The 21437-nt window shown below is 52.1% G+C and carries 24 protein-coding genes and 1 pseudogene; 17 read left to right on the top strand and 8 right to left on the bottom strand.

Annotation, left to right across the window (positions count from 1 at the left end):
* Window positions 1–13: 13 nt before the first annotated feature.
* The 8 genes from hyaC (at window position 14) to A7589_RS17245 (ending at window position 6888) form a co-directional block, all read left to right on the top strand.
* A complete protein-coding gene (hyaC, locus tag A7589_RS17280; protein WP_001186409.1) occupies window positions 14–724 on the top strand; it encodes a Ni/Fe-hydrogenase b-type cytochrome subunit in 711 nt (236 codons plus the stop codon).
* Window positions 721–1308: a hydrogenase 1 maturation protease gene (gene hyaD, locus A7589_RS17275; protein WP_000003649.1), complete on the top strand. Its 588-nt coding sequence runs from the start codon at window positions 721–723 to the stop codon at window positions 1306–1308. The genes hyaC and hyaD overlap by 4 nt, the downstream gene beginning before the upstream one ends.
* Window positions 1305–1703, top strand: a complete 399-nt coding sequence (gene hyaE / locus A7589_RS17270; protein ID WP_000606444.1) for a hydrogenase-1 operon protein HyaE — start codon at window positions 1305–1307, stop codon at window positions 1701–1703. Before hyaD ends, hyaE begins: the two co-directional genes overlap by 4 nt.
* Window positions 1700–2557 carry a hydrogenase expression/formation protein gene (locus A7589_RS17265; protein WP_001285386.1) on the top strand — a complete coding sequence of 286 codons (858 nt, stop codon included), beginning with the start codon at window positions 1700–1702 and terminating at the stop codon, window positions 2555–2557. The genes hyaE and A7589_RS17265 overlap by 4 nt, the downstream gene beginning before the upstream one ends.
* 134 nt (window positions 2558–2691) lie before the next feature.
* Complete coding sequence (gene appC / locus A7589_RS17260; RefSeq protein ID WP_000263589.1) at window positions 2692–4236, top strand: cytochrome bd-II oxidase subunit 1; 1545 nt, start codon at window positions 2692–2694, stop codon at window positions 4234–4236.
* A gap of 11 nt (window positions 4237–4247) precedes the next feature.
* Entirely contained in the window at window positions 4248–5384 is a 1137-nt protein-coding gene (appB, locus tag A7589_RS17255; protein ID WP_000460782.1) for a cytochrome d ubiquinol oxidase subunit II, read from the top strand.
* A 13-nt stretch (window positions 5385–5397) separates the two neighbouring features.
* On the top strand, window positions 5398–5490 hold the full coding sequence (gene cbdX, locus A7589_RS17250; RefSeq protein ID WP_000270308.1) for a cytochrome bd-II oxidase subunit CbdX: 93 nt from the start codon (window positions 5398–5400) through the stop codon (window positions 5488–5490).
* Window positions 5491–5577: 87 nt separating this feature from the next.
* Window positions 5578–6888 (top strand): AppA family phytase/histidine-type acid phosphatase, encoded by a 1311-nt coding sequence (locus tag A7589_RS17245; RefSeq protein WP_024191095.1) that lies wholly within the window; start codon window positions 5578–5580, stop codon window positions 6886–6888.
* Here the strand turns inward: A7589_RS17245 and cspH are convergent.
* Window positions 6876–7088 carry a cold shock-like protein CspH gene (gene cspH, locus A7589_RS17240; protein WP_000087759.1) on the bottom strand — a complete coding sequence of 71 codons (213 nt, stop codon included), beginning with the start codon at window positions 7086–7088 and terminating at the stop codon, window positions 6876–6878. The two genes, A7589_RS17245 and cspH, sit on opposite strands and share 13 nt — an antisense overlap.
* A gap of 285 nt (window positions 7089–7373) precedes the next feature.
* On the opposite strand from cspH, the gene cspG reads away from it, so the two are divergent.
* From cspG to A7589_RS17215, 5 genes and pseudogenes are all read left to right on the top strand, one after another.
* Entirely contained in the window at window positions 7374–7586 is a 213-nt protein-coding gene (gene cspG / locus A7589_RS17235) for a cold shock protein CspG (protein ID WP_000066493.1), read from the top strand.
* A gap of 10 nt (window positions 7587–7596) precedes the next feature.
* On the top strand, window positions 7597–7785 hold the full coding sequence (ymcF, locus tag A7589_RS17230) for a cold shock small protein YmcF (RefSeq protein WP_071524879.1): 189 nt from the start codon (window positions 7597–7599) through the stop codon (window positions 7783–7785).
* Window positions 7760–7958, top strand: a pseudogene (locus A7589_RS23085) (protein YmcE). Before ymcF ends, A7589_RS23085 begins: the two are co-directional and overlap by 26 nt.
* Window positions 7937–7987, top strand: coding sequence for a hypothetical protein (locus A7589_RS23600; protein ID WP_135486412.1), 51 nt, complete (start codon window positions 7937–7939; stop codon window positions 7985–7987). The pseudogene A7589_RS23085 and the gene A7589_RS23600 overlap by 22 nt, the downstream one beginning before the upstream one ends.
* On the top strand, window positions 7977–8150 hold the full coding sequence (locus A7589_RS17215; protein ID WP_001019202.1) for a GnsA/GnsB family addiction module toxin: 174 nt from the start codon (window positions 7977–7979) through the stop codon (window positions 8148–8150). Before A7589_RS23600 ends, A7589_RS17215 begins: the two co-directional genes overlap by 11 nt.
* Window positions 8151–8198: 48 nt before the next feature.
* On the opposite strand, the gene A7589_RS17210 is transcribed toward A7589_RS17215, so the two are convergent.
* Window positions 8199–9272, bottom strand: a complete 1074-nt coding sequence (locus tag A7589_RS17210) for a 4Fe-4S binding protein (RefSeq protein ID WP_000136745.1) — start codon at window positions 9270–9272, stop codon at window positions 8199–8201.
* Window positions 9273–9344: 72 nt separating this feature from the next.
* Window positions 9345–12089 carry a TMAO reductase system sensor histidine kinase/response regulator TorS gene (gene torS, locus A7589_RS17205; protein WP_108188935.1) on the bottom strand — a complete coding sequence of 915 codons (2745 nt, stop codon included), beginning with the start codon at window positions 12087–12089 and terminating at the stop codon, window positions 9345–9347.
* 81 nt (window positions 12090–12170) lie between these two features.
* On the opposite strand from torS, the gene torT reads away from it, so the two are divergent.
* Window positions 12171–13199: a TMAO reductase system periplasmic protein TorT gene (torT, locus tag A7589_RS17200; protein WP_001264944.1), complete on the top strand. Its 1029-nt coding sequence runs from the start codon at window positions 12171–12173 to the stop codon at window positions 13197–13199.
* On the opposite strand, the gene torR is transcribed toward torT, so the two are convergent.
* Window positions 13172–13864, bottom strand: coding sequence for a two-component system response regulator TorR (gene torR / locus A7589_RS17195; protein WP_001120128.1), 693 nt, complete (start codon window positions 13862–13864; stop codon window positions 13172–13174). The two genes, torT and torR, sit on opposite strands and share 28 nt — an antisense overlap.
* Window positions 13865–13993: 129 nt before the next feature.
* Here torR and torC point away from each other — a divergent pair, with 129 nt between their 5' ends.
* The 3 genes from torC to torD are packed head-to-tail and all read left to right on the top strand — an operon-like array spanning window position 13994 to window position 18308.
* On the top strand, window positions 13994–15166 hold the full coding sequence (gene torC / locus A7589_RS17190; RefSeq protein ID WP_105282673.1) for a pentaheme c-type cytochrome TorC: 1173 nt from the start codon (window positions 13994–13996) through the stop codon (window positions 15164–15166).
* Window positions 15166–17712 carry a trimethylamine-N-oxide reductase TorA gene (gene torA / locus A7589_RS17185; protein ID WP_001062081.1) on the top strand — a complete coding sequence of 849 codons (2547 nt, stop codon included), beginning with the start codon at window positions 15166–15168 and terminating at the stop codon, window positions 17710–17712. The genes torC and torA overlap by 1 nt, the downstream gene beginning before the upstream one ends.
* On the top strand, window positions 17709–18308 hold the full coding sequence (torD, locus tag A7589_RS17180) for a molecular chaperone TorD (protein WP_105282672.1): 600 nt from the start codon (window positions 17709–17711) through the stop codon (window positions 18306–18308). Before torA ends, torD begins: the two co-directional genes overlap by 4 nt.
* A 40-nt stretch (window positions 18309–18348) precedes the next feature.
* Here the strand turns inward: torD and cbpM are convergent, their stop codons facing one another.
* From cbpM to A7589_RS17160, 4 genes are all read right to left on the bottom strand, one after another.
* Window positions 18349–18654, bottom strand: coding sequence for a chaperone modulator CbpM (gene cbpM, locus A7589_RS17175; RefSeq protein ID WP_000024560.1), 306 nt, complete (start codon window positions 18652–18654; stop codon window positions 18349–18351).
* Window positions 18654–19574 carry a curved DNA-binding protein gene (gene cbpA / locus A7589_RS17170; RefSeq protein ID WP_000420627.1) on the bottom strand — a complete coding sequence of 307 codons (921 nt, stop codon included), beginning with the start codon at window positions 19572–19574 and terminating at the stop codon, window positions 18654–18656. Before cbpA ends, cbpM begins: the two co-directional genes overlap by 1 nt.
* Before the next feature lie 213 nt (window positions 19575–19787).
* A complete protein-coding gene (locus tag A7589_RS17165) occupies window positions 19788–20144 on the bottom strand; it encodes a RidA family protein (protein WP_024257426.1) in 357 nt (118 codons plus the stop codon).
* Complete coding sequence (locus A7589_RS17160; protein WP_000746241.1) at window positions 20141–21394, bottom strand: D-amino acid dehydrogenase; 1254 nt, start codon at window positions 21392–21394, stop codon at window positions 20141–20143. Before A7589_RS17160 ends, A7589_RS17165 begins: the two co-directional genes overlap by 4 nt.
* Window positions 21395–21437: the final 43 nt, after the last annotated feature.

Genomic DNA, 21437 nt, shown 5'->3' with positions numbered 1-21437 from the left:
AAGGAGAATCATCATGCAACAGAAAAGCGACAACGTTGTCAGCCATTATGTCTTTGAAGCACCTGTGCGGATATGGCACTGGCTGACGGTGTTATGCATGGCGGTGTTGATGGTCACCGGTTACTTTATCGGCAAGCCGCTGCCTTCGGTCAGCGGCGAGGCGACGTATCTGTTCTATATGGGCTACATCAGGTTAATTCACTTCAGCGCCGGGATGATTTTTACCGTGATATTGCTGATGCGGATTTACTGGGCGTTCGTTGGTAATCGCTATTCACGCGAGCTTTTCATCGTACCGGTATGGCGTAAAAGCTGGTGGCTGGGCGTGTGGTATGAAATCCGCTGGTATCTGTTTCTGGCAAAACGCCCGAGTGCCGATATTGGTCATAACCCCATCGCCCAGGCGGCGATGTTCGGCTATTTCCTGATGTCTGTCTTTATGATCGTCACCGGTTTTGCGCTGTTCAGCGAACACAGTCAGTACGCTATCTTCACACCGTTTCGTTACGTGGTGGAATTTTTCTACTGGACGGGCGGCAACTCAATGGACATTCACAGCTGGCATCGGCTGGGCATGTGGTTGATTGGCGCTTTTGTGATCGGTCATGTCTATATGGCGCTGCGTGAAGACATTATGTCCGACGACACGGTGATCTCCACGATGGTGAACGGCTACCGCAGCCACAAGTTTTTTAAAGTCAAAAGCAACAAGGAGCGTTCATGAGCGAGCAGCGCGTGGTGGTGATGGGGCTGGGTAACCTGCTGTGGGCCGATGAAGGTTTCGGCGTGCGGGTGGCGGAACGGCTATATGCCCATTATCACTGGCCCGAAAACGTGGAGATTGTCGATGGCGGCACTCAGGGGCTGAATTTGCTGGGCTACGTTGAAAGCGCCAGCCACTTGTTGATCCTCGATGCCATTGATTATGGGCTGGAGCCAGGAACGCTACGGACGTATGCCGGAGAGCGCATTCCGGCATACCTCAGCGCGAAGAAAATGAGTCTGCACCAGAACAGTTTCTCCGAAGTGCTGGCGCTGGCGGATATTCGTGGGCATTTGCCTGCACAAATCGCCCTGGTCGGGCTGCAACCGGCAATGCTCGACGACTACGGCGGCAGCCTGAGCGAGCTGGCGCGTGAACAACTGCCAGCAGCAGAACAGTTGGCGCTGGCGCAACTGGCTGAGTGGGGAATAGTGCCGCATCTGGCAGAGGAATCACGCTGTCTCAACTATGACTGTCTGTCGATGGAAAATTATGAAGGCGTTCGCTTACGCCAGTACCGGATGACGCTGGAGGAGCAGGGATGATCAATGACTCTCCTTTTAATGCGTTGTGGCAGCGTATGCTGGCGCGTGGATGGACACCTGTCACAGAATCCAGCCTTGATGACTGGTTATCGCAGGCGCCAGACGGCGTAGTGCTGTTAAGCAGCGATCCGAAACGCACGCCGGAGGTCAGCGATAATCCGGTAATGATTGGCGAATTACTGCGCGAATTTCCAGACTATGTTTGGCAGGTGGCGGTAGCCGATCTTGCACAGAGCGAAGCCATCGGCGATCGCTTTGGTGTTTTTCGCTTTCCCGCCACACTAGTGTTTACCGGCGGTAGCTATCGCGGCGTGCTGAATGGTATTCACCCGTGGGCGGAGCTGATAAACCTGATGCGTGGGCTTGTCGAACCGCAACAGGAGCGTGCCTCATGAGTGACACTTTTTTCCATTTGCTGGGGCCAGGAACGCAACCTGACGACGACAGTTTCAGTATGAATCCGCTGCCGATCACCTGCCAGGTGAATGATGAACCGAGCATGGCGGCACTGGAACAGTGTGCACATAGCCCGCAGGTGATTGTGCTGTTAAACGAACTGCAACAACAGCTAAGTCAACGTATCCCCCCTTTGGGTGAGGTGCTGGCAGTCGATCTGTTCAATCTCAACGCTTACGATCGCCACTTTATCAATACGCTTCTCGGGGAAGGGGAAGTGTCAGTTCGCATCCAACATGTTGATGGCAGTGAAAGTGAAATTCAGGAGGCGATCTTCTGCGGATTATGGCGAGTGCGCAGACGTCGCGGCGAACAGTTGCTGGAGGACAAACTGGAGGTGGGCTGCGCGCCGCTGCCGTTGTGGCAGGCGGCAACGCAAAACGTCTTGCCGACAGATTCGCTGTTACCGCCGCCTGTTGATGGCCTGATGAACGGACTGCCGCTGGCTCATGAATTGCTGGCGCATGTGCGTAACCCTGAGACGCAGCCGCACAGTATTAACCTGACGCAATTGCCCATCAGCGAGGCTGACCGACTTTTTCTCTCGCGCCTTTGCGGGGCGGGGAATATTCAGATTCGCACTATTGGCTATGGCGAGAGCTATATCAACGCCACCGGGTTACGCCATGTCTGGCATTTACGCTGCACGGACACCCTAAAAGGCCCGCTGCTTGAGAGTTATGAAATCTGCCCTATACCGGAAGTTGTGCTGGCAGCGCCGGAAGATTTGGCGGATTCTGCGCAGCGGTTGGGCGAGGTGTGCCAGTGGCTGGTGGAAAACGAGCAACAGTGAAAACGGCGGCAAATGTCGCTTTCAGTCTTATGAATATCGCAATCAGCGAATACAACCACCTACAAACTGTAAGGGTAAAAAGGGAGATCTACTATTAAAGGGTTATTTCCCTCTCTTCGCCTACAGGAGTTCGCATGTGGGATGTTATTGACTTATCGCGCTGGCAGTTTGCACTGACCGCGCTGTACCACTTTTTATTCGTGCCCCTTACCCTGGGGCTGATTTTTTTGCTGGCTATCATGGAAACCATTTACGTGGTCACCGGCAAAACAGTCTACCGCGATATGACGCGTTTCTGGGGTAAGCTCTTCGGTATCAACTTCGCTCTCGGCGTGGCCACCGGCCTGACGATGGAGTTTCAGTTTGGTACTAACTGGTCATTCTATTCCAACTATGTGGGCGACATTTTTGGCGCACCGCTGGCGATGGAAGCATTAATGGCCTTCTTCCTCGAATCCACCTTTGTCGGTCTGTTCTTCTTCGGCTGGCAACGGCTGAATAAATACCAGCATCTGCTGGTTACCTGGCTGGTGGCATTCGGTTCCAATATCTCCGCATTGTGGATTTTGAATGCCAACGGCTGGATGCAGTTCCCGACCGGCGCGCATTTCGATATCGACACCCTGCGTATGGAGATGACCAATTTCAGCGATCTGGTTTTTAACCCTGTCAGCCAGGTGAAGTTTGTCCATACGGTGATGGCGGGTTATGTGACCGGGGCGATGTTCATTATGGCGATCAGCGCCTGGTATTTACTGCGCGGACGGGAGCGTGATGTTGCGCTACGTTCGTTTGCCATTGGCTCGGTCTTTGGCACACTGGCGATAATCGGCGCGCTGCAACTTGGAGACAGTTCTGCTTATGAAGTCGCACGCGTTCAGCCGGTAAAACTGGCAGCAATGGAAGGGGAGTGGCAAACCGAACCCGCACCTGCGCCGTTTCATGTGGTTGCCTGGCCGGAACAGGATCAAGAACGTAATGCCTTTGCCATCAAAATTCCCGCACTGTTAGGGATCCTCGCCACTCACTCATTAGATAAGCCCGTTCCGGGGCTGAAAAATTTGATGACTGAAACCTATCCACGCTTGCAACGCGGACGTATGGCCTGGCTGCTGATGCAGGAGATCTCGCAGGGCAACCGTGAGCCGCATGTTCTGCAGGCGTTTCGTAATCTGGAAAGCGATCTCGGTTACGGCATGTTGCTCTCCCGCTATGCGCCGGATATGAATCATGTCACACCTGCGCAGTATCAGGCGGCGATGCGTGGCGCTATTCCACAGGTTGCGCCGGTGTTCTGGAGTTTCCGCATCATGGTGGGCTGCGGTTCGCTGCTGTTACTGGTAATGCTGATTGCGCTCGTTCAGACGCTGCGCGGCAAAATCGACCAGCATCGTTGGGTGCTGAAAATGGCGCTCTGGAGTTTGCCACTGCCGTGGATTGCCATTGAAGCCGGGTGGTTTATGACCGAGTTTGGTCGTCAGCCGTGGGCGATTCAGGACATTTTACCGACATTCTCCGCGCACTCCGCATTAACCACGGGCCAACTGGCTTTCTCACTGATCATGATCGTAGGGCTTTATACCCTGTTCTTAATCGCCGAAGTCTACCTGATGCAGAAATATGCCCGTCTGGGGCCGAGCGCGATGCAGAGTGAACAACCGACGCAGCAACAGGGGTAAAGGAGAGAATCATGTTTGATTATGAAACATTGCGCTTCATCTGGTGGCTGCTGATTGGCGTCATCCTGGTGGTCTTTATGATCTCCGATGGATTTGACATGGGGATTGGCTGTCTGCTGCCGCTGGTAGCGCGTGATGATGATGAACGTCGGGTATTGATTAACAGCGTAGGTGCGCACTGGGAAGGCAACCAGGTCTGGTTGATTCTTGCGGGCGGGGCATTATTTGCCGCCTGGCCCAGAGTCTATGCAGCGGCGTTTTCTGGCTTTTACGTGGCGATGATTCTGGTGCTGTGCTCGCTGTTCTTTCGCCCGCTGGCTTTTGATTATCGTGGAAAAATCGCCGATGCGCGCTGGCGTAAAATGTGGGATGCCGGTCTGGTCATCGGTAGTCTGGTGCCGCCGGTGGTCTTCGGTATCGCGTTCGGCAATTTGTTACTTGGCGTGCCGTTTGTCTTCACGCCGCAATTACGCGTGGAGTACCTCGGTTCTTTCTGGCAATTGCTGACACCGTTCCCATTACTGTGTGGTTTGCTCAGTCTGGGCATGGTGATTTTGCAAGGGGGCGTCTGGTTACAACTAAAAACAGTCGGTGCTATTCACCTGCGTTCGCAACTGGCGACCAAACGCGCTGCGCTGTTGGTCATGCTGTGCTTTTTGCTGGCTGGCTACTGGCTGTGGGTGGGTATTGATGGCTTCGTATTGCTTGCCCAGGATGTTAACGGCCCGTCCAATCCGTTAATGAAACTGGTTGCCGTACTGCCCGGTGCCTGGATGAATAATTTTGTTGAATCGCCGATATTGTGGATCTTCCCGCTGCTGGGGTTTTTCTGCCCGTTACTGACGGTGATGGCGATTTATCGTGGTCGCCCCGGTTGGGGATTTCTGCTGGCATCATTGATGCAATTTGGCGTTATCTTCACGGCAGGTATCACGCTGTTTCCGTTTGTCATGCCTTCGAGCATCAGTCCGATCTCCAGCCTGACGCTGTGGGACAGCACCTCCAGTCAGCTGACGTTGAGCATTATGTTAGTAATTGTGCTGATATTTTTGCCTATTGTGTTGCTCTACACTGTATGGAGCTACTACAAAATGTGGGGGCGCATGACAACTGAAACTCTTCGCCGTCACGATAGTGAGCTGTACTAAGGAGGGATGATCAATGTGGTATTTATTGTGGTTCGTCGGAATTTTGTTGATGTGTTCACTCTCCACCGTGGTGTTGGTATGGCTGGAACAGCGTCTGAAAGGTTGATTTGACGCACAACGAACGTAGGCCTGATGAGACGCATCAGCGTCGCATCAGGCAATAATGCGAAACATGAAAAACGGAAACCTGGCGATGAAAGCGATTTTGATCCCCTTTTTTTCTCTTTTGCTTCCGTTAACACCGCTACCTGCATTTGCTCAGGGGGCGCCGGAACTGAAGCTGGAAAGTGTAGTGATTGTCAGCCGTCATGGTGTGCGAGCACCCACCAAATCTACGCAACTCATGCAGGACGTTACTCCAGACACCTGGCCTGGCTGGCCGGTGAAGCTGGGTTGGCTGACACCACGAGGCGGTGAGCTGATCTCTTATCTCGGACATTACCAACGCCAACGCCTGGTGGCTGACGGTTTACTGGCAAAAAATGGTTGCCCGAAAGCTGGGCAGGTCGAGATTATTGCCGATGTCGATGAGCGCACTCGTAAAACAGGTGAAGCCTTTGCTGCCGGGCTGGCTCCCGATTGTGCAATAACCGTACATACTCAGTCAGACACTTCCCGTCCCGATCCGTTATTTAATCCCCTGAAAACCGGTGTTTGCCAATTGGATAAAGTGAACGTGACTGAGGCGATTCTCAGCAGGGCAGGCGGCTCTCTCGTTGATTTTACCGATCATCGGCAAACGGCATTTCACGAACTGGAGCGGGTACTCAATTTTCCGCAATCAAGTCTGTGCCTCAAACGAGAGAAACAAGACGAAAGCTGTTCGTTTACGCAGGCATTACCCTCTGAACTCAAGGTGAGTGCTGATAACGTCTCATTAACAGGTGCGGTAAGCCTCGCATCCATGCTGACGGAGATCTTTCTCCTGCAACAAGCACAGGGAATGCCGGAGCCTGGCTGGGGACGAATCACTGATTCACATCAGTGGAACACCTTGTTAAGTCTGCATAATGCGCAGTTTTATTTGCTGCAACGTACCCCTGACGTGGCTCGTAGCCGTGCCACACCGTTGTTGGATTTAGTTCTGACGGCGCTGACGCCAAACAACCCGCAAAAATCGATCTATGGAATTACGCTACCGACTTCACTGTTGTTTATTGCCGGGCACGATACCAACCTGGCGAATCTCGGCGGCGCACTGAAGCTTAACTGGACGCTGCCGGGCCAACCGGATAACACCCCGCCGGGTGGTGAACTGGTATTTGAACGCTGGCGGCGGCTAAGTGATAACAGTCAATGGATTCAGGTTTCGCTGGTATTCCAGACCTTGCAGCAGATGCGTGATAAAACGCCGCTATCGCTAAAAACGCCGCCTGGAGAGGTAAAACTGACACTGGCAGAATGTGAGGAGAGAAACGCGCAGGGCATGTGTTCACTGGCGGATTTTACGCAAATAGTGAATGAAGCGCGCATTCCGGCATGTAGTTTACATCAGGATAAATAAACATTTGCCGCTGTTGGTCCACGCAGGCCATTAATGCGGCAAAATTCTACGCGTAATCCTGGGATGAGCACTTCTGCGTCGCGGGGACTGAATGCGGAAATATGAACCTGGACTTCTTTACGACCGTCGGAGGGGATGATGAATCCTTTGCCGCTTTTGCGATCAAAGGTTTTGACAATTCCTGTCATTTTACGGGACAAACAAATTCCTTACTAAAAATACTGCGCTGCACTATACGGGGTTAATAAAATAAAGCCAGCGATATTTAAGACCGCCGGACGGCTAAAATAAAATTTGCTTAATCATATTTATCATGCGTTAATAGCTGCGTCGGTTTGAAAGACAGACAGCATACAAAGTAGTTTACTAAAGCAGTTCTCATTATCAGGCATTATCCCCTTCTTTTGAGTCTCTCTCCTGAACACTAAGTAGTTTCTGTAATAAAGCCCTGTTTGCCGAAAGGCCCAAAATGAAGGAAGTAAAATATGTCTAATAAAATGACTGGTTTAGTAAAATGGTTTAACGCAGATAAAGGTTTTGGCTTTATCACTCCTGATGATGGCAGCAAGGACGTTTTCGTTCATTTCACCGCCATCCAGAGCAATGAATTCCGCACGCTGAATGAAAATCAGAAAGTCGAATTTTCTATTGAGCAGGGGCAGCGTGGTCCCTCGGCAGCGAACGTTGTTACGCTCTAAGGTTGCCGTTATTACTCAACATCTCCATTTCCGCTGTCCATGTTGTCATGGTTCACAGTACCGCACATCGGCATTCGATGTGACGGAGCGAAACCCTTTGGGCGCTAAGTGTATTTTCTGTAAATCGACGATGATCACCTTTGATAACGTTGCCTTGCAAATACGCACTGACCATGCGCCGCTGGATTTCACAAAATAATATCAGGCTCCCTCGCGGAGCCTTTTTTATATCTTCTGTTTGCACTTATCCCTGTACGCATATTGAGCGATAACCTACTGATTATTGAATCTTTCATGCAGATGGCTTATAACATTTCTAACCTGACCAGGGGATCGGAACCAACACCTTGCTGGCGTGTTGCTGTCTTTTAAGACCAGAAGAGGTTAACAGTGAATATTGAAGAGCTAAAAAAACAAGCCGAAACGGAAATCTCCGAGTTTATTGCGCAAAAAATCGCCGAGTTGAATAAGAACACAGGGAAAGAAGTCTCTGAAATTCGCTTTACTGCGCGGGAGAAAATGACCGGGCTTGAAGGTTATGACGTCAAAATCAAAATAATGTGATTTTGTGAACATCACCCCGCACGAGGTGATGTTCCGCTTGTTGCTATTTTAATGACCAATCATTGGTGCTTGCGGAATTAAGCGTCGATACAATTCTTCTGGCACCGGGCTTTGCCATACACCCGCATACATCGCATAACCAATCACCGCAAACATAATCCCCAGAACCAGTAGCGTCATTAACCAGCCAGACAACGCAAAGGCCTTTTTATTTGCCGCAGGTTTTTGCAGCGAAAAAGTTAATGTTGAAGCGACCGGGCATGACTCGACGCAGGTCATACAGCCGGTACATTCCACCGTTCTAACCTGGATTAATTTATCGACAGGTATCCGTGACGGACAATTATTTGCGCATTTGCCGCAGTCGATACAACTTTCGGCATTGCGACGAATCTTAAACGGCGAAAATAATGAAACCAGTCCCATCAGCGCACCATATGGGCAGAGATAACGACACCAGGCATGGCGAATAAACAGGCTGGCAATCAGTAAAACGATCACGCTGATTAACGTCGCTGTTCCCATATGGCGAAAGAAATCGAGCATTTTAACGTCCATCACCACGCTGTAGGGCGATAGCATAAAATAGTGAATCGCCTGAGCGGGCATCAATAACGCGATATAGAGAAAAAAACTCAACAGCAAATATTTCACTGCGCGCAGAGGAATATCCAGCCAGCGGGGAAGGGCAAATTGCCGACCAAACAGTTTTTTCCCGAGCTCGCCGATTAATTCAGAAAGCGTACCAACCGGGCATAGCCATGAACAAAAGGCTTTTTTCAGCAACAGACTGATGATGATAAAAGCGACCAGCAACAGCATCGCGGCGGCATGGACGGAAGGTAATTGACCTGTCTCAAGGCTGTATTTCAGATTCATCAGACCGGCAATCGGTAGCCAGCCTTCGATGCCTCCCGGCCTGGCGACAAATGCCGTATTACCTGCTGTTTCGTAATAGCGCACCCAGTACCAGAAGGTGACGGCAATATAAATATTGATTGCTAACAGTAATAATTGCGTCGCTTTACGCCAGGTCGTGGCATTGCGCCAGTCATTCCACGGTAATTTGCCGCCCGTCGTGCCTGGCCGCCGCTGCCAGCGGGTTCTTTTTTTCTCTGTCATGATTTTGCCAGTCCGTTAAGTTGCATAATAAATGCTACTATTCTAAATAATTCTTAACTGGTTGATATTGATTCAAATCGCGTTCAGGTCTTTCTTATTCAACCACGCTTCCAGAGCGGCAACACTGCGTGTAATTTCTTCGTGTGGGAGGGGCGCAGATAATGGTTGCTGCTCCAGTTGCGCGCATAGCTGGCTGGCGCTACGCATTCCCAGACTTGAGCAGCTGCTTTTTAGCTGGTGCGCGGCACGTTTAATTTTTTCGCCGTCCCGTCTGGCGCGGGCCGCGTCTATTTCATCGAGAAGTGGCAGGGCATGTTGTTTAAATAATGTCAGCCATTCGCGAATCTTCTCCGTCCCCATTAACTGAGCATCTTCATGGAGTTGCGATACATCCAGCGATTGATCGTTATTGGTTTGCAGTTGGAGATAGTGCGCCAGTAACTGACCGAGCACTTCACGCGGCACCGGTTTAGGGATTATCCCGCGAAAGAGCGAACTGGTACGCTGGCGCAACGTTTCGTCGATGACATGGGCGCTAAAGCCAATCAAAACCAGCGACGGATATTGCTGTGCCAGTTGCCGGGCAAGGGTAATGCCGTCGATATCCGGCAGATCAAAATCCACCAGTGCGGCAGCAAACGGTTCACTATTTTGCAACGTCTCTATCGCGTGCGCGGCATTGCCAACAGCAACGACCTGCGCCCCACTGGTGTTCAGCATCTCAACGGTAATTCGCTGGGTTAGCGGGTTATCTTCAATTAACAGCAAACGTAAACCGTCCAGACGCACCGCCTGATTGACGGTTTTTGGCACGGGGGCAGTGGCAACACGTAACGGCAAGCGTAAACAAAAACAGCTTCCAACCTCCGGCGTGCTGGTGGCGCTCAGTTCGCCGCCCATCGCCTGAGCCAGACTGCTACTGATTGTTAGCCCCAGCCCGGTGCCGCCGCGTTTGCCACTCACCTGAACAAATGGCTGGAAGATTTCTACTAGTTTCGCGGGAGCAATACCGCAGCCGCTGTCTTCTACTTCGACCAGCCATTGCTCGCCATCAGTGCGACTGCGCAGAACGATCTGCCCCTTGTCAGTGAAACGCAGGGCGTTGCTCAACAGATTGGTAATAACCTGGCGAATACGTCGCGGATCGCCCATTAACGCGGTCGGTATATCATCGGCAATTTCCATTGCCAGTCGAATCGGACGACCTTTCACCCGTCCGCCCATTAATTGCAGGGTACTTTCCAGCAGCGGGCGTGGTTCAAAGGGTTCATCGCTGACCGAAACATTCTTGCCGCCTGCTTCGATAGCCGAATAATCGAGAATATCGTTAAGGATGGTCAGCAGCGATTCTCCAGAGTCGGTAATTGCCCGCAAATCATCACGCTGGGCGTTAAGTGCGGGGTTATCTGCCAGCAGTTGCGCGGTGCCGAGAATACCGTACAGCGGTGTGCGGATCTCATGACTCATCGCCGCCAGAAATGCCGATTTTGCCTGGCTGGCTTTTTCTGCTTCCGCCCGTGTCTGTCGGTGTTCTATCACCAGCTCCTGCAATTCAGCTGTACGCGCTTTGACCTGCGCCGCCAGTTGTTCGCGGTGGCGATTAAGCGCATGAACACTGCTGCGAAACGCATCCATCAGCCGCCCAATGGTATCCAGTTCCCGCACGCCAGCGGTTTCCGGGAAAGGGGAGTCGATATCGCCGTCCAGCAAGCGTTGCAGCGCCTGCGTTTGTTCGGCTAGTGGGCGAGTGACTGAACGATAAACCACACGCCAGAGGATCAGAATCAGTGCGCAAAGTGAAACTATTCCCAGCAATAACAGGCTGTATTGCCCGCGTGTACTGGCTTTTTCCAGATGCGCCAGTCCGTGCTGATTACGCAGCTCAATGGTGTCGACCAGCTGACTGACTTCGCTACTAAACTGCGCGAACTGGGCGATGTTATTTTGGGTGAGAGTTTGCAGGCGATTGCTGATTTCATTGTCCTGCTGATAAAGCACCAGTAAATCGCTATAACGGCGAACGGTAGATAACGTAGTTGCGACCTGCGCACGAACCCCCGGATCTTCAACACGTATTTGCCGACGTTGCAGAATTTTCACTGCATTATTGAGCTGATTTTCCAGCATTGACGAATTTTTCTGGATCTGCTCCAGCCCCAGATTCATCACCATTTGCTGTACCCGCAGGGCGCTAAGGCGCAGTTCATTCATCTGGTTAACATACTCAAGATCGATATCAATCAGCCTGTCGAGTGCGCTTTCTGCGGCCTGACGCTGATGTTGTTCGATCAAATCGTAAATCCCGACCTGGGTAGCTCCGGCGGAGGTTGCAGCGTTATTCGCCTGACCTTGCGCCAGGCGTGCGATTTCATCGGCGGCGGCGACTATCTGCTGACTGAGTTGCTGTTGTTGCTGGTGCAGTTGCAAACGCTGCCCCACCAGCTCCCCTTGTTGACGTAACGAACGGGAGATCTCCTGCTCCTGTTGTTCAATCGCGGAGGTGTCAAAACCTTGTTCCCGTAACGCTTGCAGCAATGCGTTAATCTTCAGGCTTTGTGCGGTGAGCATTCGCCCCTGAGCCTGCCACATCTTTTCGTTATCGGCACTGGTCAGGTTCTGCGCGGCGAAAAGTTCCCCGGCGCTGGCTTCGCTCAACTGGCGCGCCATATTCATGGTAGGAATCAATGCCTGAGTATTGGCTTTTTCCACCTCGCTGACAAAACGCAGGTTGTACCATCCCACCAGGGTACTGGTCAGGGTTAACAGTGCCATCAGGGCAAAGCCCATCCAGAGTCTTCGGGTCAGGGTTAAATTCACGGCCGGTGCACTAAGGTGAAAAAAGTTGAGTCGCAAAGCGGAATGCATCTAGCATAAAGCCTTATTATTGATGAGGCTATCATGCGCGTACTGCTATTTTTACTTCTTTCTCTTTTCATGTTGTCGGCATTTTCGGCTGATAACCTGTTGCGCTGGCATGATGCGCAGCATTTCATGGTGCAAGCCTCTATGCCGCTTAAAGCCAAACGCGCATGGAAACTGTGTGCGCTTTACCCCAGCCTGAAAGATTCATACTGGTTATCGTTGAACTATGGAATGCAGGAGGCCGCTCGCCGCTACGGTGTGGATTTAAAAGTGCTGGAGGCAGGCGGTTACAGTCAGTTAGCTACCCAGCAGGCGCAAATCGACCAGTGTAAACAATGGGGCGCAGAGGCAATTTTGCTCGGCAGCAGTACAACGTCATTTCCCGATCTGCAAAAGCTGGTAGCAAGTCTGCCAGTGATCGAACTGGTGAATGCCATTGACGGCTCACAGATAAAAAGCCGCGTTGGCGTGCCCTGGTTTCAGATGGGTTATCAGCCAGGGCGATATCTGGTGCAATGGAGCCACGGAAAACCACTGAACGTACTGTTGATGCCTGGCCCCGATAACGCAGGGGGCAGTAAGGAGATGGTCGAGGGATTCCGCACAGCCATTACCGGAAGTCCGGTACGTATTGTTGATATTGCGCTAGGTGACAACGATATTGAAATCCAGCGCAACCTGTTGCAGGAGATGCTGGAGCTCCATCCAGAAATCGACGTCGTTGCCGGAACGGCCATTGCGGCAGAGGCGGCAATGGGCGAAGGGCGCAACCTGAAAACGCCGCTTACCGTGGTGTCGTTTTATCTTTCACATCAGGTGTATCGCGGGCTGAAGCGGGGAAGAGTGATTATGGCTGCCAGCGATCAAATGGTCTGGCAGGGGGAACTGGCGGTCGAGCAGGCTATCAGGCAATTACAGGGACAATCGGTGTCTGATAATGTCAGCCCACCGATTTTAGTTCTGACGCCGAAAAATGCTGACCGTGAACATATCCGCCGCTCGCTGTCGCCAGGGGGATTTCGTCCGGTCTATTTTTATCAGCACACATCAGCGGCTAAGAAATAACCTTCGCCATGTTGCGTCACCAGTAAATCCGCGCTGAGTTTATGGCGTAAACGACGAATTAACACATCGACGGTGCGCAGGTCAGGGTTTTCCACCCGACGCGCAGAGAGCATACGCAGCAGACGTTCACGGCTGAGAATTTCGCCTGGATTAGTCACAAACGCTACCAGCATTTCATACTCTGCGCGGGTCAGTTTAATCGGCTCGCCATCCAGCTCCAGCGTATGGCGCGACACATTCAGGCAATAACCCGCAAAGCGATAGCAGTTGTCCTGAGTGAGCGGTTGAGCCTGTCGCGCGAGGTCGATGCGCCAGAGCAGATTTTTCACCCGCACCACCAGTTCGCGCAGTTCCAGCGGTTTGGTGACGTAATCGTCTGCGCCCATTTCTAGTCCGACAATGCGGTCAATCCGATCGCTGCGTCCGGTAACCAGAATAATCCCCACCGTTGAGCGTTCCCGCAGGGCGCGGGTTAACATCAGGCCATTTTCATCGGGCAAATTGATATCCAGCAGAATTAAATCCACTGCCTGATTCTGCATAATTTCCCGCAGCCCGGCACCGCTCGCCGTAACGGAAACGGTATACCCCTCCTGAGTGAAGTAGGTTTGTAATCGCGCCTGGGTAACTGGCTCATCTTCAACAATAACAATATGATGTGGCATCAGAGGGTTTTACTCATTCTGTTCATATCTGTTCATATTCTGCCGTAAGCCGTTCATCCTGACCAGTGCCGCTGTTCATATTTGCTCATTAAGATCGCTTCACTAAACCATAATTTTACAGGGGCTATTATGCGTAAACTCTGGAACGCGCTACGCCGACCCAGTGCTCGTTGGTCGGTACTGGCGCTGGTCGCTATTGGGATTGTGATTGGCATTGCGCTGATTGTGTTGCCACACGTTGGGATCAAAGTCACCAGCACAACCGAATTTTGTGTCAGTTGCCACAGTATGCAACCAGTGTATGAAGAATATAAACAGTCGGTGCATTTCCAGAACGCCTCCGGCGTGCGAGCTGAATGCCATGACTGCCATATCCCGCCGGATATTCCAGGCATGGTGAAGCGTAAACTGGAAGCGAGCAACGACATCTACCAGACCTTTATTGCCCACTCCATTGATACACCTGAAAAATTCGAAGCCAAACGCGCGGAACTTGCCGAGCGTGAATGGGCGCGAATGAAAGAAAACAACTCGGCAACCTGCCGCTCCTGCCATAACTACGACGCGATGGATCATGCAAAGCAGCATCCGGAAGCGGCACGTCAGATGAAGGTGGCAGCGAAAGATAATCAATCCTGCATCGACTGTCATAAAGGTATTGCCCACCAGTTACCGGATATGAGTAGCGGCTTCCGTAAGCAGTTCGATGAGTTGCGCGCCAGTGCTAATGACAGTGGCGACACGCTGTACTCCATTGATATCAAGCCGATTTATGCGGCGAAAGGCGATAAAGAAGCGTCTGGTTCTCTGCTGCCTGCTTCGGCAGTGAAAGTTCTTAAACGTGACGGCGACTGGCTACAAATTGAAATCACCGGCTGGACAGAAAGTGCCGGACGTCAGCGTGTACTCACCCAGTTCCCAGGTAAACGCATCTTTGTTGCCTCGATTCGTGGTGATGTGCAGCAGCAGGTGAAAACGCTGGAGAAAACCACCGTAGCCGACACCAATACCGAGTGGAGCAAGTTGCAGGCCACCGCGTGGATGAAAAAAGGCGACATGGTAAACGATATCAAACCGATCTGGGCTTATGCGGATTCGTTGTACAACGGCACTTGTAACCAGTGCCACGGCGCACCGGAAATCGCCCACTTTGACGCTAACGGTTGGATCGGCACGCTCAACGGCATGATTGGCTTTACCAGTCTCGATAAACGTGAAGAACGCACCTTGCTGAAATATCTGCAAATGAATGCGTCTGACACCGCAGGTAAGGCTCACGGCGATAAGAAGGAAGAAAAATAATGAACAATAACGATCTCTTTCAGGCATCACGTCGACGTTTTCTGGCACAACTCGGCGGCTTAACTGTCGCCGGGATGCTGGGGCCGTCACTGTTAACGCCGCGCCGTGCGAATGCGGCGCAAGCGGCGACTGAGGCTGTCACCTCAAAAGAGGGCATTCTGACTGGATCGCACTGGGGAGCTATCCGCGCGACGGTGAAGGATGGTCGCTTTGTGGCGGCAAAACCGTTCGAACTGGATAAATATCCGTCGAAAATGATCGCCGGGTTGCCGGATCACGTACACAACGCGGCGCGTATTCGTTACCCGATGGTACGCGTGGACTGGCTGCGTAAGCGCCATCTGAGCGATACCTCCCAGCGCGGCGATAACCGTTTTGTGCGCGTGGGCTGGGATGAAGCCCTCGACATATTCTATGAAGAACTGGAACGCGTGCAGAAAACTCACGGGCCGAGTGCCTTGCTGACCGCCAGTGGTTGGCAATCGACGGGGATGTTCCATAACGCTTCGGGGATGCTGGCGAAAGCTATTGCCTTGCATGGTAATAGCGTTGGTACGGGCGGAGATTACTCTACCGGTGCTGCGCAGGTGATCCTGCCGCGCGTGGTTGGCTCAATGGAAGTGTATGAACAGCAGACCTCCTGGCCGCTGGTATTGCAAAACAGCAAAACCATTGTGCTGTGGGGTTCCGATTTGCTGAAAAACCAGCAAGCGAACTGGTGGTGCCCGGATCACGATGTTTATGAATATTACGAGCAGCTAAAAGAGAAAGTTGCCGCAGGTGAAATTGAGGTCATCAGCATCGATCCGGTTGTGACGTCAACTCACGAGTATCTGGGGCGCGAGCATGTAAAACACATTGCGGTTAACCCGCAAACTGACGTGCCGCTGCAACTGGCGCTGGCGCATACGTTATACAGCGAAAACCTGTACGACAAAAATTTCCTCGCTAACTACTGTGTGGGTTTTGAGCAGTTCCTGCCGTATCTGCTGGGTGAGAAAGACGGTCAGCCGAAAGATGCCGCATGGGCTGAAAAACTGACCGGCATTGATGCCGAAACCATTCGTGGGCTGGCGCGGCAGATGGCGGCGAACAGAACGCAAATTATTGCTGGCTGGTGCGTGCAGCGTATGCAGCACGGTGAACAGTGGGCGTGGATGATTGTCGTTCTGGCGGCGATGCTGGGGCAAATTGGCCTGCCAGGCGGTGGCTTTGGTTTTGGCTGGCACTATAACGGTGCAGGCACGCCGGGGCGTAAAGGCGTTATTCTGAGTGGTTTCTCTGGCTCTACGTCGATTCCGCCTGTCCACGACAACAGCGACTACAAAGGCTACAGCAGCACCATTCCGATTGCCCGTTTTGTCGATGCGATCCTCGAACCGGGGAAAGTGATCAACTGGAACGGTAAATCGGTAAAACTGCCGCCGCTGAAAATGTGTATTTTTGCCGGAACTAACCCGTTCCATCGCCATCAGCAGATCAACCGTATTATTGAAGGCTGGCGCAAGCTGGAAACGGTTATCGCCATAGATAACCAGTGGACCTCAACCTGCCGCTTTGCCGATATCGTGCTGCCTGCGACCACGCAGTTTGAGCGTAACGATCTCGACCAGTACGGCAACCACTCCAACCGTGGCATTATCGCCATGAAACAGGTCGTGCCGCCGCAGTTCGAGGCGCGCAACGACTTTGATATTTTCCGCGAGCTGTGCCGCCGCTTTAATCGCGAAGAAGCCTTTACCGAAGGGCTGGACGAAATGGGCTGGCTGAAACGCATCTGGCAGGAAGGTGTACAACAAGGCAAAGGACGCGGCGTTCATCTGCCAGCGTTTGATGAATTCTGGAATAACAAAGAGTACGTCGAGTTTGACCATCCGCAGATGTTTGTTCGCCACCAGGCATTCCGCGAAGATCCGGATCTCGAACCGCTGGGCACGCCGAGTGGCCTGATTGAGATCTACTCGAAAACCATCGCCGATATGAACTACGACGATTGTCAGGGGCATCCGATGTGGTTTGAGAAAATCGAACGCTCCCACGGTGGGCCTGGCTCGCAAAAGTATCCGTTGCATCTGCAATCTGTGCATCCGGATTTCCGACTTCACTCGCAGTTATGTGAGTCGGAAACGCTGCGTCAGCAATATACGGTAGCGGGTAAAGAGCCAGTGTTCATTAACCCGCAGGATGCCAGCGCGCGCGGTATTCGTAACGGTGATGTGGTACGCGTGTTTAACGCTCGCGGTCAGGTGTTGGCAGGAGCAGTAGTTTCTGACCGCTATGCACCCGGCGTGGCGCGAATTCACGAAGGGGCATGGTACGATCCAGATAAAGGTGGCGAGCCTGGTGCGCTGTGCAAATACGGTAACCCCAACGTGTTGACCATCGACATCGGTACTTCGCAGCTGGCGCAGGCGACCAGTGCGCACACTACGCTGGTGGAAATTGAGAAGTACAACGGAACAGTGGAGCAGGTGACGGCGTTTAACGGCCCCGTGGAGATGGTGGCGCAGTGCGAATATGTTCCCGCGTCGCAGGTGAAATCATGACTTCACTAACGGCGGAGCAGACGGCCTGTGTTTACGCCTGGCTGGCGCAGTTGTTCTCCCGTGAACTGGACGATGAACAACTGACGCAAATCGCCAGTGCGCAGATGGCTGAATGGTTTTCGTTGCTGAAAAGCGAACCGCCGTTAGCTGCGGCGGTGAACGAACTGGAAGCTAAAATCGCCGCATTGACGGTTCGTGACGACGCCCGTCTGGAACTCGCCGCTGACTTTTGCGGACTGTTTCTGATGACTGACAAACAAGCGGCGCTGCCTTATGCATCGGCCTACAAACAGGACGAGCAAGAGATTAAACGCTTGTTAGTTGAGGCGGGGATGGAAACCAGTGGCAATTTCAACGAACCGTCAGATCATCTGGCGATCTATCTAGAGTTGTTAAGTCATCTGCATTTTTCACTGGGAGAGGGGACTGTTCCTGCGCGAAGAATCGACTGTTTGCGGCAAAAAACGCTAACGGCACTGTGGCAATGGTTACCTGAGTTTGCTGCGCGTTGCCGTCAGTATGATAGCTTTGGTTTTTACGCGGCACTAAGCCAGTTGTTGCTTGCGATAATCAATAGAGATAATGCCGATTTGTAAGCCTGATACGACGCGTTAAGCGTCGCATCAGGCAACAAACTCACGGATGAGCTACAAACCGGGAAAGCCGCTGGCGCAGCAGGCGGTTTTCCTGCTTCAGGTGCGCAATATCATCCATTAACGTCAGCGCCACCGCGATCCCAGGCCAGTCCAGAGCCAGTTCATGACGCAGGCGTACTGCGCGTTGCACCACGATGGCGGCATGGTCGTCAAATACCCAGGTTGTTTCCTGGATCTCACGCGGTTCAACCACCCCCAAACCGACAATTTCATTCAACTCCTCTTCAGAGATGCCGGTATGCAGGCAAAATTCGGTAATGGTAAAAGTCACCGTAACATTAGCCATCATGCTTTCCCCCAATCTTTACGTGGATCAAAAGACGACTGGGCGTCTGCCAGTTGTTGCCACAGCGCGGTAGTGTTCTCATCCGGTTTCGGTGGCATGACGATTTTCAGCACTGCATACAGGTCGCCGGTCTGTTTTTTGCTCACCAGACCTTTGCCTTTAACGCGTAATCGTTGCCCGGCCTGACTGCCTGGCGGGATAGTCAGCAAAATGCTTTCTTTCAGTGTTGGTACAGTGACTTTTGTACCCAGTGCCGCTTCCCACGGGCTAACCGGCACCACAATTTCCAGATCCTGACCGACAATATCAAACAATGGATGCGGCGCAATATGAATCACCAGCCACAGGTCGCCATTTGGACCACCGTTTTCTCCCGGCGTCCCCTGGCCTTTCAGGCGGATGCGTTGACCATTGCCGACGCCCGCCGGGATCTTCACATTTAGCGTTTTGGGGATTTCCTGCTCGATCATGCCAAAGGCGTTATAAACCGGCAGGTTATAGCTGATGGTACGCTTATGCTCAGTAAGCGTTTCTTCAAGGAATACCGCCACTTCAATTTCAATATCGTGGCCGCGTGTGGCGGGGCGCTGGCGACTCTGGCGGGCATGTTGACCGAAAATTGACGAGAAGATATCGTCAAAATCTTCGGCGTTAAAACTCTGACCGTCGCCATGATGGAACTGGCGGTTAAATTGCGGATCGTTGCGATGTTGCCACATCTGATCATACTCAGCGCGACGTTGTTCATCACTTAACACTTCCCAGGCTTCAGCGACCTCTTTGAAGCGGGCTTCGGCATCCGGTTCTTTGCTGACATCAGGATGGTATTTGCGGGCCAGTCGACGATAGGCGGTCTTGATTGTCTTGAGATCGTCCGTCGGTTTCACGCCCATGATGGCGTAATAATCCTTTAATTCCATAGCGTTATCTCGCGTAAATCAATACAGACAAAGGGAAACCCCTGACAAGGTATCAGTGTTAAGTGTAGGGGAAATCAGAAAAAATCGTAGGCCAGAGACAACAACATAACTAAAAATGATATTTTCAGCCTGAATGTTGGCAGGTAAAAGAGGGGACATTTAACCTTCAGGGATGCCCCATGACGACCTTGCCAGGGGGCAGAAAATGGGGGCTTATCCCGCTTTTACCGCAGTGACCATCACTTCAACCAGAATCTCCGGGCGGGCCATCTCCGCTTGAACGGCAGCACGTGCCGGGCTATATCCTTCTGGTATCCAGCTAACCCATACGTCGTTGAACTCTGCAAAATCGCGGCTGATATCTTTTAACCATATCTGAGCGGACAAGAGATGAAATTTATCACTGCCAGCTTCAGCAAGTAATGCGTCGATTTTCTCCAGCACTTCGCGCGTTTGTTGCGCGATGGACGGAGTATTGCTCTTCGGTGTCTGACCGGAGAGAAAAACAAGATTGCCATATTCCACACTGGCGGCAAGACGCGGTTGTGGGTTATTACGTTTGATATTCAAGCTGATTGGCTCCATGTCAGTCCATCAAGTGAAATTGCAGGATCTTCGCCCGACAGCAGAGCGCCTAACACCACGGCACTACCCGCCGCCAGCGTAAAGCCCAGACTGCCCTGACCAAGATTCATCCATAGATTTTGATACTTCGCCCGTCCTAATAGTGGCGGACCCGCAGGGGTGGATGGACGCATACCCGTCCATAATTCGGCCTCATCGATACCTTGCAGTTGCGGAAAACTGGCAGCTACGATCTGTTTTAAGGCGCCAATGCGTTCAGAGCGCAGTTCAGTACCGTCATAGCCAATATCGACCATGGCGGCGATGCGCAACCGGTCACCGAGCCGGGCATAGACAATTTTATGACCATAGTCGGTGACACTGATTTGTGGTGCGATCCCCATTTTTTGTGGGAAGGGGAGCGTCAGACTGTAACCTTTCAGACCGCAGAGCGGAACGTGAGTCCCTGTTCCGGCAAGCAAATGCGTGCTGCCATTACCGGCGGCAACGACATAATCATCCGCAACCAGCGTTCCAGTGCGGGTGGTAATAGACTCAATGCGCTCACCTTTTTTATTCAACTGCAAAACTTCGCAATCGGTCTGTAGCGAAAAATTCGCACTGGCATTAAGTTTGGCAAGTAATGCCTGACAGAACTTATAGCAATCCGCCGTTTCATCGCCGGGGGAGTAAATACCACCGCACAGGGAATGACCAATATGTTTTAGTGCTGGTTCAAGATGAACACACTCTTCGCGTGATAAAGCCTGTTGAAATTGCGGATCAATGCCTTTTGCTGCTTTGGCTAAATCTTGCTGGCGGCGATGAATAATCAGTTTGCCAGAACGGCGCCAGTGAAAATCATCAAGATTATCCTCCAGCAGCCACTCTTCCATGACCTGACGACTTAACAGTGATAAGCGTAAAATATGGTCGCCATTGAGTTTATTTGTCCGGCTATTACAGGACATTAAAAACGCCAGCAACCAGCGCCACTGGCTAAATGACATGCGCAAACGCATATTCAGAGGGGAGTCACTTTTCCCCATCCACTTAAGCCCCTGCATCGGTACGCCTTTATCCGCCAGAGGGGCTACGTAGCGATAGCTGAGTTGCCCGCCATTAGCGAAACTGGTGGCGACGCCTGCCTGACTGTTACGTTCTAACAATTGCACTTGATGGCCCTGTTTTACCAGAACCCATGCTGTCGCCAGACCAATTACCCCGCCGCCAATAACTACAATGCGTTTTTTCATCACCTGAGATATCCACCGCTAATAAATGCGTTGGGGGTATGTC

This window comes from Escherichia sp. MOD1-EC6475 (assembly GCF_003046645.1).
Classification (GTDB): domain Bacteria; phylum Pseudomonadota; class Gammaproteobacteria; order Enterobacterales; family Enterobacteriaceae; genus Escherichia; species Escherichia ruysiae.
This window is presented reverse-complemented; position numbering and strand designations above follow the sequence as displayed.

What these genes read in the sequence shown, in the direction of transcription:
- cbdX (WP_000270308.1), top strand. Translation starts at nt 5,398, where the DNA reads ATGTGGTATTTATTGTGGTTCGTCGGAATTTTGTTGATGTGTTCACTC.
- A7589_RS17245 (WP_024191095.1), top strand. Translation starts at nt 5,578, where the DNA reads ATGAAAGCGATTTTGATCCCCTTTTTTTCTCTTTTGCTTCCGTTAACA.
- appC (WP_000263589.1), top strand. Translation starts at nt 2,692, where the DNA reads ATGTGGGATGTTATTGACTTATCGCGCTGGCAGTTTGCACTGACCGCG.
- appB (WP_000460782.1), top strand. Translation starts at nt 4,248, where the DNA reads ATGTTTGATTATGAAACATTGCGCTTCATCTGGTGGCTGCTGATTGGC.
- cbpA (WP_000420627.1), bottom strand. Translation starts at nt 19,574, where the DNA reads ATGGAATTAAAGGATTATTACGCCATCATGGGCGTGAAACCGACGGAC.
- torT (WP_001264944.1), top strand. Translation starts at nt 12,171, where the DNA reads ATGCGCGTACTGCTATTTTTACTTCTTTCTCTTTTCATGTTGTCGGCA.
- torD (WP_105282672.1), top strand. Translation starts at nt 17,709, where the DNA reads ATGACTTCACTAACGGCGGAGCAGACGGCCTGTGTTTACGCCTGGCTG.
- torR (WP_001120128.1), bottom strand. Translation starts at nt 13,864, where the DNA reads ATGCCACATCATATTGTTATTGTTGAAGATGAGCCAGTTACCCAGGCG.
- A7589_RS17160 (WP_000746241.1), bottom strand. Translation starts at nt 21,394, where the DNA reads ATGAAAAAACGCATTGTAGTTATTGGCGGCGGGGTAATTGGTCTGGCG.
- cbpM (WP_000024560.1), bottom strand. Translation starts at nt 18,654, where the DNA reads ATGGCTAATGTTACGGTGACTTTTACCATTACCGAATTTTGCCTGCAT.
- hyaE (WP_000606444.1), top strand. Translation starts at nt 1,305, where the DNA reads ATGATCAATGACTCTCCTTTTAATGCGTTGTGGCAGCGTATGCTGGCG.
- torC (WP_105282673.1), top strand. Translation starts at nt 13,994, where the DNA reads ATGCGTAAACTCTGGAACGCGCTACGCCGACCCAGTGCTCGTTGGTCG.
- A7589_RS17210 (WP_000136745.1), bottom strand. Translation starts at nt 9,272, where the DNA reads ATGACAGAGAAAAAAAGAACCCGCTGGCAGCGGCGGCCAGGCACGACG.
- A7589_RS17265 (WP_001285386.1), top strand. Translation starts at nt 1,700, where the DNA reads ATGAGTGACACTTTTTTCCATTTGCTGGGGCCAGGAACGCAACCTGAC.
- hyaD (WP_000003649.1), top strand. Translation starts at nt 721, where the DNA reads ATGAGCGAGCAGCGCGTGGTGGTGATGGGGCTGGGTAACCTGCTGTGG.
- hyaC (WP_001186409.1), top strand. Translation starts at nt 14, where the DNA reads ATGCAACAGAAAAGCGACAACGTTGTCAGCCATTATGTCTTTGAAGCA.
- cspG (WP_000066493.1), top strand. Translation starts at nt 7,374, where the DNA reads ATGTCTAATAAAATGACTGGTTTAGTAAAATGGTTTAACGCAGATAAA.
- torA (WP_001062081.1), top strand. Translation starts at nt 15,166, where the DNA reads ATGAACAATAACGATCTCTTTCAGGCATCACGTCGACGTTTTCTGGCA.